At 63.6% G+C, this 12,009-nt stretch carries 11 protein-coding genes; all 11 read right to left on the reverse strand.

The window, feature by feature from the left end; all coding sequences use genetic code 11:
* Positions 1-45: 45 nt before the first annotated feature.
* The 11 genes from yjfF to GR138_RS08860 all read right to left on the reverse strand — a co-directional run bounded on the left by yjfF (position 46) and on the right by GR138_RS08860 (position 11,698).
* A complete protein-coding gene (gene yjfF, locus GR138_RS08810; protein ID WP_160858460.1) occupies positions 46-1,014 on the reverse strand; it encodes a galactofuranose ABC transporter, permease protein YjfF in 969 nt (322 codons plus the stop codon).
* Positions 1,011-2,036, reverse strand: coding sequence for an ABC transporter permease (locus tag GR138_RS08815; RefSeq protein ID WP_160858462.1), 1,026 nt, complete (start codon positions 2,034-2,036; stop codon positions 1,011-1,013). The genes yjfF and GR138_RS08815 overlap by 4 nt, the downstream gene beginning before the upstream one ends.
* Positions 2,033-3,553, reverse strand: a complete 1,521-nt coding sequence (ytfR, locus tag GR138_RS08820; protein ID WP_160858464.1) for a galactofuranose ABC transporter, ATP-binding protein YtfR — start codon at positions 3,551-3,553, stop codon at positions 2,033-2,035. The genes GR138_RS08815 and ytfR overlap by 4 nt, the downstream gene beginning before the upstream one ends.
* 110 nt (positions 3,554-3,663) lie before the next feature.
* Positions 3,664-4,626, reverse strand: coding sequence for a galactofuranose ABC transporter, galactofuranose-binding protein YtfQ (gene ytfQ, locus GR138_RS08825; protein ID WP_160858466.1), 963 nt, complete (start codon positions 4,624-4,626; stop codon positions 3,664-3,666).
* A 181-nt stretch (positions 4,627-4,807) separates the two neighbouring features.
* Complete coding sequence (locus tag GR138_RS08830) at positions 4,808-6,232, reverse strand: MFS transporter (protein ID WP_160858468.1); 1,425 nt, start codon at positions 6,230-6,232, stop codon at positions 4,808-4,810.
* A 54-nt stretch (positions 6,233-6,286) separates the two neighbouring features.
* Positions 6,287-7,312 carry an aliphatic sulfonate ABC transporter substrate-binding protein gene (locus GR138_RS08835; RefSeq protein WP_160858470.1) on the reverse strand — a complete coding sequence of 342 codons (1,026 nt, stop codon included), beginning with the start codon at positions 7,310-7,312 and terminating at the stop codon, positions 6,287-6,289.
* 47 nt (positions 7,313-7,359) lie between these two features.
* Positions 7,360-8,223 (reverse strand): ABC transporter permease, encoded by an 864-nt coding sequence (locus tag GR138_RS08840; RefSeq protein WP_160858472.1) that lies wholly within the window; start codon positions 8,221-8,223, stop codon positions 7,360-7,362.
* An 11-nt stretch (positions 8,224-8,234) separates the two neighbouring features.
* On the reverse strand, positions 8,235-9,071 hold the full coding sequence (locus tag GR138_RS08845) for an ABC transporter ATP-binding protein (RefSeq protein WP_160858474.1): 837 nt from the start codon (positions 9,069-9,071) through the stop codon (positions 8,235-8,237).
* 12 nt (positions 9,072-9,083) lie between these two features.
* Positions 9,084-9,413 (reverse strand): 4Fe-4S dicluster domain-containing protein, encoded by a 330-nt coding sequence (locus GR138_RS08850; protein WP_160858476.1) that lies wholly within the window; start codon positions 9,411-9,413, stop codon positions 9,084-9,086.
* 3 nt (positions 9,414-9,416) lie between these two features.
* Entirely contained in the window at positions 9,417-11,045 is a 1,629-nt protein-coding gene (locus tag GR138_RS08855; protein WP_160858477.1) for an FAD-dependent oxidoreductase, read from the reverse strand.
* A 65-nt stretch (positions 11,046-11,110) separates the two neighbouring features.
* Positions 11,111-11,698, reverse strand: coding sequence for a thioredoxin family protein (locus GR138_RS08860; RefSeq protein WP_160858478.1), 588 nt, complete (start codon positions 11,696-11,698; stop codon positions 11,111-11,113).
* Between the last annotated feature and the right edge of the window lie 311 nt (positions 11,699-12,009).

Below are 12,009 nucleotides of genomic sequence, written 5' to 3' on the forward strand. Positions count from 1 at the left end.
CACTAAGCTCGACGTCGTGCAGCAGTGAGCGGAGCGCCGGGGGATTCAGGCATACCGTCTCCTTCGATCCGTTACGTGGATGAGCCCCTTTTGGAGAAGGATGAAGGCGAAGAGCAGCAGGCCGATGAGGATTTTCGTCCACCAGCTCGACAGCGAACCATCGAAGGTGATGTAGGTCTGGATGAGCCCCTGGATGAGGATGCCGACCAGCGTGCCGGCGATGAAGCCGGAGCCGCCCGTCAGAAGCGTGCCGCCGATGACCACGGCGGCGATGGCGTCCAGTTCCACGCCGACCGTCGCCAGCGAATAACCCGCAGACGTGTAGAGCGAGAAGACGATGCCGGAGAGGCCGGCGAGGAAGCCGGAGAGCGCGTAGATCAGGATCGTCGTGCGGCCGATCGGCACGCCCATCAACCGCGCTGTCGCAGCACCGCCGCCGAGCGCATAGACATTCGCGCCGAAGCGGGTGCGGTGGGCAATCAGCATGCCCGCCAGGAAGACCAGAAGCATCAGGCCGCCGATCAGCGTGATGCGCCCTCCGCCGGGCAGTTTGTAGTAGACGCCCTTCAGCGTGGCATAGAACGGATGTTTGATCGGGATCGAATCGATCGACAGCACAAAGGCCATGCCGCGCGCCAGGAACATGCCCGCCAGCGTGACGATGAAAGGCGGCATTTCGAGATGGTGGATGATCACCCCCATCAGCGCCCCGAAGGCCGTGGTGACGGCGAGGGCCAGCACAAAGGCGGCCAGCGGATGGATTGCGGTCTGTTCGAGCAGAACCGCGAGCAACACGCCCGTGAAGGCGATGACCGCGCCGATCGACAGGTCGATGCCGCCTGAGAGGATGACAAAGGTCATGCCAACGGCGGCGATACCGAGGAAGGCATTGTCGGTCAGCAGGTTGCCGATCACCCGCGTCGACAGCATGTTCGGGTACTGCGCAAAGCAGATGGCATAGGCGATCAGGAAGATCGCGACCGTGGCGGCCAGGGGAAGATAACGCGGGTTCATTTCGCCTCCTGCTCCGCCTTCTTGTCCTGTGCTTGCGGGCGGGACAGGAAGACGAAGGCCGATTGCGCACGCGGCGACTGGATGACCAGGATCAGCACGATGATCGCGGCCTTGATGATGAGGTTGAATTCGGGTGGGAAACCGGACAGCAGGATGCCCGTATTGATCGACTGGATGATGAGGGCTCCGAGCAAGGAGGCGGCGATGGAGAACCGCCCGCCGAGCAGCGACGTGCCCCCGACGACCACCGCGAGGATCGCGTCGAGTTCCAGCCAGAGACCGGCATTGTTGGCGTCCGCGCCGCGGATATCGGCCGTGACGATGATGCCGGCGATGGCCGCGCAAAGGCCGCAGAGCACGTAGGCGGCCATCAGCAGCACGCGGGTCGAGACGCCCGAAAGCGTGGAGGCGCGGCGATTGACGCCGAGCGCCTCGATCAGCATGCCAAGCGCTGTCCGGCGCACGAGGAGCGCGACGACGAGGCCGAAACCGAGCCAGATGACCACCGGCATGGGCAGACCGAGAAGGGAGCCGCTGCCGATGAAAATCAGGCCAGCATCGTTGAACGTGAGGATCGCGCCCTCGGTGATGAACTGTGCGATGCCGCGCCCGGCGACCATGAGCACCAGCGTCGCGATGATCGGCTGGATATCGAGCACGGCGACGAGAAAACCGTTCCACAGGCCGCAGAGGATGCCGGTGCCAAGGGTGATGAGCAGCGTCACGACCAGCCCATGGCCGGACGTGATGCTGGCGGCGGCAACGGCACCGCAGATCGCCATGACGGCCCCGACGGACAGGTCTATGCCTTTGGTGGCGATGACCACCGTCATACCGATGGCGAGCAGCGCCACCGGGGCACCGCGGTTGAGAATGTCGATCACGCTGCCGTAGAGCCGACCGTTCTGTATTTCGAGCTTGAAGAAACCGGGAAAGGCAATCGATACCATCAGCAGGATGAGGGCGAGTGCCACGATCTGCGGAAGAAGGCGGATGGCATAGGCCTTGAGGGTCGAGGTCATGCGTCCGCCCTCCCGGTCGACGACGCGATGGCCTCGACGATACCGGCCGTCGTGACCTGATCGCCTGCCAGTTCGGCGACATGCGCCCTGTCGCGCAGCACGATGACACGGCTGGAATAGGCGACGAGTTCTTCAAGTTCTGACGAGATCACGATCAGCGACATGCCCTTTTCACACAGAGATTCGATGAGGCGGATGATCTCCGCATGCGCGCCGACATCGATGCCGCGCGTCGGTTCGTCGAGGATCAGGAAATCCGGATTGGTCGCCAGCCAGCGGGCGAGGATCGCCTTCTGCTGGTTACCGCCGGAGAGGAGCTTGATCGGCTTTTCCCGGTCCGTCGTGCGGATGTCGAGCGCCTTGATGTACTGATCCGCCAGGCGGTCCTGCTCGCTTCGGCTGATCGGCCGCGTCCAGCCGCGCCGGGCCTGCAGGGCAAGCGCGATGTTCTCGCGCACCGAAAGGTCGCCGACAATGCCATCGATCTTGCGGTCTTCCGGGCAGAACCCGAATTTTTCGCGGATTGCCGCACGCGGCGAGGACAGGTCGAGCACACGGCCATCCGCCTCCGCCGCGCCGCTATCGGCACGCTCGGCGCCAAACAGGATTTCCGCAGTCTCCGTGCGGCCGGAGCCGAGCAGGCCGGCAATACCGACCACCTCGCCGGTACGCACATCGAGGTCGAAGGGCTGAATGTGGCCCTTGCGGCCGAAATTGCGGAAGCGAAAGCGCACATCACCGCCCTCGCCCTTCGGCCCGTGCTGTGCCGTGACCTCCTGCACCAGTTCTCGGCCAAGCATCATGGCGATGAGGTCTCGACGCGGCAGGTCGGCCGTCTCCCGCGTGCCAACAAGCTGCCCGTTGCGCAGCACGGTGATGCGGTCGGAGATTTCATAGACCTGCTCGAGGAAGTGGGTGATGAAGACGATGCCGAGCCCGCGTTCCTTGAGGCGCCGCACAATGCGGAAGAGCATCGCGACTTCATGCGCGTCAAGGCTTGCCGTCGGTTCGTCGAGGATCAGCACCTTGCCGGAAAGATCGACCGCGCGCGCGATCGCGACGACCTGCTGGACGGCCACGGAATAGGCGGCAAGCTCGGCGGTGACATCGATGTCGAGTTCGTATTCGGCAAGCAGCGCCCGGGCGCGCCGGTTCATCTCACGGGCATTCACCAGGCCGAAGCGCTTCGGCTGGCGGCCGAGAAAGAGATTTTCGGCGACCGTCAGGTTGGATAGCAGGTTCACCTCCTGGTAGACCGTGCCGATGCCAAGGTTCTGCGCCTCCAGCGTATTGCGTGGATCGACCTCTGCGCCGTCGACGAGGATATGCCCGCCGTCGCGGCGATAGGCGCCTGTCAGGCATTTGACGAGCGTCGATTTGCCCGCCCCGTTTTCGCCGAGCAACGCGTGCACCTCTCCGCGCCTCAGCGAGAAGTCGACGCGGTTCAGCGCCTTGGCACCGGGAAAGATCTTGTCGATCGCCGTCGCCGAGAGAACATAGGGATTGACCGGCTGCATGATGCCACCCGTAGGAACGTCGCCGACCGCCGCCTCCCGAAAGGGAAGCGACGGGAAAGGCAGATGCCCCGCGTCGCGTTAGGAGCTGGACGCGGGGCGCTGGGGAGAAATCAGTAGCCGAGGCCCTTCTTCTCCTCGTAGACCTTCGCCGGATCGTCGGCCTGGGTGTAGAGCTTGGATTCCGTCTGGATCCACTTCGGCGGTGCCTTGCCATCCTTGAGGAAGGCGTCAAGCGCGTCAAAGGCGGGGCCGGCCATGTTCGGCGTCAGCTCGACGGTGGCATTCGCCTCACCCGCTGCCATCGCCTGGAAGATATCCGGAACGGCGTCAATCGACACGACGAGGATATCCGTGCCCGGCTTCAGGCCGGCTTCCTTGATCGCCTGGATGGCGCCGACGGCCATGTCGTCATTGTGGGCGTAGAGCGCGCAGATGTTCTTGCCGCCATCTTCCGCCTTCAGGAAGCTTTCCATCACTTCCTTGCCCTTGGTGCGGGTGAAGTCGCCGGTCTGGCTGCGGACGATCTTCAGGTTTTCCTTGCCGGCAAGCGCTTCTTCAAAGCCCTTCTTCCGGTCGATGGCCGGCGAGGAACCGGTCGTGCCCTGAAGCTCGACGACATTGCAGGGCTTTCCGGCGACCGTATCGACCAGCCACTGGCCGGCGACCTTGCCTTCATGCACCAGATCCGATGTGACGGCGGTCATGTAGAGATCCTGTGACGCATCGACCGTGCGGTCGAGCAGGATGACCGGGATTTCCGCGTCCTTGGCTTCCTGCAGCACTTCGTCCCAGCCGGTGGCGACGACCGGTGCGACGAGAATGGCGTCGACGTCCTGCGCGATGAAGGAGCGCAGCGCCTTGATCTGGTTTTCCTGCTTTTGCTGGGCATCGGCGAACTTGAGGTCGATGCCGCGCTGTTCGGCCTGCTGCTTGGTCAGCGTCGTTTCAGCGGCACGCCAGCCAGACTCGGATCCGATCTGCGAAAAACCGACCGTCAGGTCGGCAGCGGACGCAGCGCCGAACATCGAGACGGCAAGGATCGTGGCACTCGCGAGTGCGATTTTGAATGTCATGATTTCCTCCCAAAGAAAGCTGCCGCTCGGCAGCATGCTTAAAACATCATATTGTATTACTATTGTAAACCATCAAAATTGGCCTGCGCCTTTAAAGGCTCAACGACCGTGGGTCACTTGGAATGTCTGCAATGAAGCGAAGGCTTTTTCGCGCTACCGCACGATGCGCCCATCGCGGCGTCTAGCGACGCTGATGTCCGGAAACCTCCGCGCCGGCACCGGCCGGAAGCGCGAGAAAACGCAACGCGGAGACAAAGCCGATGACCGCGACACAGAGGAAGGCCGCACGAATGTCCATCAGCATGCCGCCGTCCGCGGCGGGCGGAGCAAAGTAGGACGACAGGCGCATGACGGCCGCCGCCACGGCCACACCAAGCAACTGGGCGAGCTGCTGCAACATCGCCGAAATTGTCGCTGCCGCACTCCGCTGCGCCGGCGTGACATCGGCGAAGGCGATCGTCGTCAGCGCGGTGAACTGCATGGAGCGTGAAAGGCCGCAGGCAATGAGCAGCGCGAAAAGGAGAAGACGCGGCGTTTGCCCGTCGATAAAGGCGAAGGCACCAATCGTCAGGGCCGCGACGAGGCCGTTGGCGACCAGCACGGTACGGAAGCCCAAGTAGCGCAACGCAGGCGTCGTCACACTCTTCATCAGCAGGTTGCCCAGGAAATAGACGAGGATGAGCGAGCCTGTCTCCACTGCGTCAAGGCCAAGGCCGACCTGGAAGAGCAGCGGCAACAGAAATGGTGTGGCATTGACGGCCAGCCGCCCTGCGGTACCCGCCGAAAGCGTGGCAAAGGCGAAGGTCGGGACCTTCAGCACTGCCAGATCGAGAAGCGGATGCGTCGTGCGTTTAAGGTGAAAGATCGCGACGAAGCCTATCAGCACGCCCAGGGCCAGAACGGCGAGTGAACCGGCTCCACCCGTCGAAGCGCTGGACAATTCGAGCCCTGCGAGCGTTAAAGCAAGGGCGCTGCCAGTCAGAAGAAAGCCGACGAGATCAAAGGGCCGCCGGCCCTCCGCCGGCGCGTGCGGCACGAAGAAGGCAACCAGCACCACGCCCAGAAGGCCGAGCGGCAGGTTGATGAAGAAATTCCACTGCCATCCGGCATGGGTGGTGATCCACGCACCGATCAGCGGACCGATGACCGGCGCGATCAGCGCCGGCCAGGTGATGGTGGCGATCGCCCGGACGAGTTCCGCCTTCGGCGCACCACGCAGCACGAGCTGGCGTCCCACAGGCGTCATCAGCGCCGCTGACGCCCCTTGAAAAAGCCGCGCGGCCGTGAATTCCCAAAGCGAACCGGAATAGCCGCAGGCGATGGACGCCAGCGTGAACAGCACGATGGCGGACAGGAAAACCTCGCGCGCGCCAAAACGATCGGCGAGCCAGCCGGCCGGCGGAATGAACACCGCCATGGCGAGCAGATAGGCGGTGAATCCGACATTGAGCGTCACCACGTCCGTCGCGAAAGCCTGCGCCATGGCCGGCAGCGACGTCGCGATGATCGTGCTGTCGAGCATCTGCATGAAGAAGGCCACGGCGACGACGGCCGGGACAATGCGGGTGCGGTGAAACGGGAGCGGCGAAGAGGGAATGGAAGACATCACGACAACAAACAATGGGCCGGCGCTTCTGCGCCGGCGCCCAAGCCTATAGGGTCAGTTGCTGGCGGCAACCCTTTTAAAGGCGGCGTCATAGAAGGAACGGTCGATCCAGGTTTCGTAATTGACCTTGCCCTTTAGAAGCCCGGCATCCGCCATGAAGGTTTCCTCGCCTTGAAGCGCGCGCACAGCCTCTTCTGTGATCTCGGGATCCTGGAAGAATTTGCCATCCGGATAGGTCGCCCGCACCGCCTTGTCGCTGTTGCCGGTTTCCTTGACGAAGATCGCAATCGTCTCTTCCGGGTTCGCATCCGCCCAGCGCGCCGTCGCGATATCGACCGCGAGCAGACGCGTCACGATCTCGGGATATTTGCGGGCGAAATCGCCATTGACGCTGATGAGGTGCGGAACGGCCCATTCCGGGCTGCCGGAAACGCCGGCATCGAAGATCACCCGGGCACCACCTTTTTCAACGAGCGCCTGGACCGGTCCCGTACTCTCCACGATGGCATCGATATCGCCACGGGCAAGCGCCGGGCCGGAGCTTTCGATCCCGAGATTGAGGCTTTCCACGTCCTTGAGGGAAAGACCGGCGGCATTCAGCGCCTTGGCGAAGGTCGAATGGCGCACCGTGCCCGAAAGATAGGCAACCTTCTTGCCTTTCAGGTCCTCAATCTTCTGGATCGGCGAATCCGGTTTGACGACGATCTGCGTCTCGTTGGAGCGGTTCCAGCTCGAGAGGCCGACGAGCTTCACATCCGCGCCAGCGGCAGCCAGGCGCAGCGATGGATTGTTGCCGATATAGGTGAAGTCGATCGCGCCGGAACCGAGGGCAACGGTCGCGGCCGAGCCGCCATCGAAGGTCGTCAGCTCGATCTTGATGCCGTCCTTGGCGAATTCGTCCTCCAGCAGCTTCTTGTTGCGATAGAGGATGAATTTCAGGTGGCCGGGTGCCGTCGAGCCGATGCGGATAACATCAGGCTTGGCCTCGTCGGCAAAGGCCGGGGCAGCAGCCGTAACAGGCAGGAAGGAAAGCGCGAGCGCCAGTTTCAAAAGCGTCCGGCGGAGCGGATGGGACGTCATGGATGGATCCTTTCGAGATCGATGGGTCGTCAAGGGAATGGGGAGGCTCAGTTGGGGCCGCTTTCGCCGCTGCCGTGCCAATGCGTGGCGCGCTTTTCACCGGCAACGAGCAGGTAGTTGAGCACAAGACCGACGATGGTCAGCGTCAGGATCCCGGCATACATGCGGTCGGTTTCCAGCATCAGCGAGGAATTCTGGATGAGGTAACCGATGCCGGACTGGGCGGCGAGCATCTCCGCCGCGATCACCGAGAAGAGCGATGTCTTCACGCCGAGCCGGGCACCCGCGACGATCGAGGGAATGGCCGAGGGGAAAATCACTTTCTTGAAAAGGTCCCAATCGGAGGTGCCCATCGAGCGCGCCGCCTTGAGGAGTAGCGGGTCGACCGACTTCACGCCGACGATCGTGTTGATCAACAGGAAGAAGACGGCGGCGTAGAAGGTGATGGCGATCTTCGAGGCCTCGCCAATGCCGAGCACCAGAATGAAGACCGGTAGCAGCGCGAACTGCGATGTGTTGCGCAGAGTCTGGACGAGGAAGTCGGAGGCCCGCTCGAAAAGCGGATAACGCCCCATTAGGAAACCCAGCGGCACGGCGGTAACGACGGCAAGGGCAAAGCCGATCGCCGCGCGTTGCAGGCTGATGCCGATATGATCGGCAAGCTGGCCGGAGACTATCATCTCCCACAGGACCGCAAGCACCTGGCTGAGCGGCGGAAAAAACAGCGCATTGATCCATCCGGCACGCGGCGCGACCTCCCAGAGCAGTGCAAAGGCGGCAAGCGCCGGCAGGCCTATCGTGATGGTGGAGAAGATTTCGGAAAGCGCGGTCGGCGCCCTCTCCCTGGCGCGCTTGCGGCGCAGGGAAAAGGTGGTGCGAAGCGGCAGGTTGCGGTCGGCGATCAGGCTCATCGGGCCCTCCCTCAATTGGCGTAGCTGGAAGCGAGCGCCCAGTCGCGCTGGGCCTTCACCACCTCGTCGCGCAGGCTTTCCCAGACGCGGGCGCGGTAGGCATTGAAGGCCTCGCTGTTGCGGATATCGAGATCGCGCGGACGCGGCAGGTCTATCTCGACGATCTCCTTGACGCTCGCCGGGCGGGCGGTCATCACGACGACGCGGTCGGCGAGATAGATCGCCTCGTCGATCGAATGGGTCACGAAGACGACGGTGGTCTTGATCTGCTCCCAGATACGCAAAAGCTCGCTTTGCAGGATGTCGCGGGTCTGGGCGTCGAGGGCTGCGAACGGCTCGTCCATCAACAGAACCTGCGGATCGGTGGAAAGCGCACGCGCGATCGCCACACGTTGCTGCATGCCGCCGGAAAGCTGCGAGGGATAGCGGTCCTCGAAGCCGTTGAGGCCGAAGAGATGCAGGAAGTAGCGTGCCTTCTCGCGACGTTCGGCGGCTGGCGTGCCGCGCACCTCCAGCGCATATTCGACGTTCTGCAAAGCGGTGCGCCAGGGAAAGAGCGCATATTGCTGGAAGACATAGGCCGTGCTGGCATGTGGCTTCGACACCGCGATGCCGTCGATACGCGCACCGCCCGAGGTCGCCTCGGTCAGTCCCGCGATGACATCGAGCAGCACCGACTTGCCGCTGCCCGAGGGACCGACAACGGTGACGAACTCGCCCCGGTTGATGGTGAGGTCGACGCCATCCAGCACCGCGATCCGGTTGGATAGCACGCCGTCGACCGTCATCGTCTGGCCGGGCTTTAGCGTAAAGGTTTTGCGTAGCGCGCTGACGGCTATGCGTTCCATGGTCATTCTCCTTCAGACCTGCGCCACGCGGATGTGACGGGTCGGGTCATTCTGTGCGCCGCCGGCGCGACCGCGGCTCCAGCCGAGCGAACGGGCATAGGTGCCGAAAAGGCCGCGTTCCACGACCTCGGCCTCGCTGATTCCGGTCGGCCCGTGTGCGTCTTCGGCAACGTAGAGCGCGTCCGTCGGGCAATAGATTTCGCAGAGAAAACAGGTCTGGCAGTCGTCCTGCCGGGCGATGACGGGCAGGCCCGTCTCGTCCCGGTCGAAGACGAAGGCCGGGCAGATGCGCTCGCAGATGTCGCAGCGGATGCAGCGGTCGGTCGATATGACTTCGATCATCGTTCAGCCCTCCCGTGCGGTTTCAAGGGCGAGGATTTCGCGTGCGGCCGTCACCTTGCCAAGGCCGGAAACGGTGATGCGGCTCGCCTGCGCGTCATCCTCGCCCGGAAAATCGCGCCGACGGTGCACGCCGCGGCTTTCGGTGCGCAAAAGGGCTGCGGCAACCGTCCAGCGGGCATTTGCGGTGACCGAGGCCAACTCGCGGGCGCGAAGACGCTCAATGCCGGTGGCGGGGCCGGTCTGGCCAAGCCGTGACCAGATATCGTCCAGCGTCCGTCGGCTGGACTCCAGCGCCGCGGCCGTCCGCCAGTAGCTTTTGTCGAGCGGGACAATTTCGTCATGCACTGCCTGCGCCGTGGCGGCGAGATCGACATCATCGCGCTTGCCGCTGCCACGCAGGCCCGCCGTGCCGAGCGGCTGCAACCGCGCAGCGTCGCGGCTCTGCCGGCGGCGCGCGTGGTGCGCCGCGCCATGACCGGCCCACCAGCCGCTGGCAATCGCCCAGGAGGCATTGATCGCACCGCCGCCGGAAATTCCGCCGGTCACGTTCTCACGGCTGGCCGCGTCTCCCGCAACGTAGAGGCCGGCGACACCGGTGCCGCAATCGGAGGAAACGATGCGGATGCCGCCGGTGCCGCGCACCGTGCCCTCGTATTTGAGCTCCACGCGGAAACGCTGTTCGAAGGGATTGATCCCCATGCGGTCATAGGGCTGGAAACAGTTTGGCTGGCCGCGGCGCAACCAGTCCTGCATCGCGGGTTCGGCAAGATCGAGCCGGGCATAGACGGGGCCGGTCAGCAAGGCCTCGGCCACCTGCCGCTCCCCGCCACCAATGCCGTTCGTCACGGGATCGCCATGAGCATTGCGCAGCACCTCGCCGTTCTCGCGGTAGAAGGTCGCCCAACGGAATGGCAGGCCCTTGTTCAGTGACGAGCCATGGGGGGAGAGTGTGTATTTGCCGGTAAATTCCATGCCGGAAAGTGAAGCGCCAGCCTCCGCCGCAAAGAGGCTGCCATCGCCCGTCAGGCCCGTGCCGCCGAGTATGCGCTCGAAGAAGGCGCAGCCGCCGGTCGCCAGAACGACGGCGCCGGCCGATACCCGAAAACTCGCACCGCTGCGTCGCACCAGACCCGCCGCACCGCCGATATGGTTGTCGTCGCCGAGCAGTTCCAGGATCGGATGGTGATCGAGAATGGTGACGCCGGCCTTCTGCACGCGCTGGCGCACGAAGCGCATGTAGTCCGGCCCGCGCAGGTTGGCGATGTAGAGGCTGCCGTCCTCCTCGCTCGGAAAGGGGTAGCCCCACTCGACCAGCTTCAGGAGGTTTTCATAGGCCTGGTCGGCCGCGCGCAGCATCCAGCGACGATCGGCCAGTCCGGCCGTGCGCTTGAAGCGCTGCTCGACGGACGCTGCACGCCCCTCGCCGGGCGGCACGCACCAGGTTCCCGTATTGGACGGCGCCGTCGCGCCACTGGTGCCGTGGTAGCCCTTGTCGACCAGCACGACGCGCACGCCGGTCTCTGCGGCCGATAGCGCGGCCCACGCGGCGGACGGTCCGCCGCCAACGACGAGGACGTCCGTTTCGATGAGGCGCCCATCTTTCTCGGGCTGTGCTTTGCGACGCGATGCCATGGTGTTCCGGTCTGTGAAGGAGAAAACGCGGCCAGCCCCTGCGAGCCGGCCGGCTTCGCTGGTGATCAGGCGGCGGTGGAGAACCAGGACGGTTCGTTGCCGGTTGCCCATTTGATATTGCAGCCGATCGAAGGAACCTGTCTTGTGCCGGCAGTTTCGCCCTTCAGCACCGCATCGACGGCAGCGCGCAGATCGGCACCCGTCACATCCTTACCGTTGCCCGGGCGGGCGTCGTCGAACTGGCCGTGATAGGTCAGCTTGCGCTCCCGGTCATAGAGGAAGAAGTCCGGCGTACAGGCCGCGCCGTAGGCCTTGGCGACGCTCTGCGATGCGTCCTTGAGATAAGGGAAGTCGTAGCCATAGGTCTTCACCTCGGCACCGACCCGTTCCAGTGTTTCTTCCGGATGGGCCTGCGCGTCGTTGCTGTTGATGGCGACGACGGTGAGCCCCTGCCCGGCATAGTCCTTGGCGAATTGCGCCAGCGCTTCGCGGATCAGCACGACAAAGGGGCAGCGGTTGGAAATGAAAGCGACCAGCAAAGCCGGGCTCTCCTTGAAATCCGCCAACGTATAGAGATTGCCGTCCGCATCGGGCAGGACGAAGTCCGCCGCGCGGGTTCCGAGCGTGATGGGATTGGATTCGGTTTTGGGCATGGTATCCTCCTGGGCAGCCAACGAAGGATATTAAGATATAAAATACATAGATTTTATAGATAAAAGAATCCCGCATACCGCGCGACGGTAGATATTGTGGCGCGCGATAATCCCGTTTCGAGGGTTTTTTTCGCGTGGCCGCCACGTCCCCCATCGCCACGTCCCTAATGAGGGCGTCGAAGCGGGATGCCGACAGGTCTGCGAATGCGTGGCTGAAAGGCATGGCATTCCAGTACCGACGGCTTAGATTCTTGGGACGTTTTATTTCGCTCAATGGCACTGCATGCGCCAAATCGGCGGCGAAATGTCGA

Origin of the sequence: Shinella kummerowiae, from assembly GCF_009827055.1 — a bacterium.
Lineage (GTDB): Bacteria > Pseudomonadota > Alphaproteobacteria > Rhizobiales > Rhizobiaceae > Shinella > Shinella kummerowiae.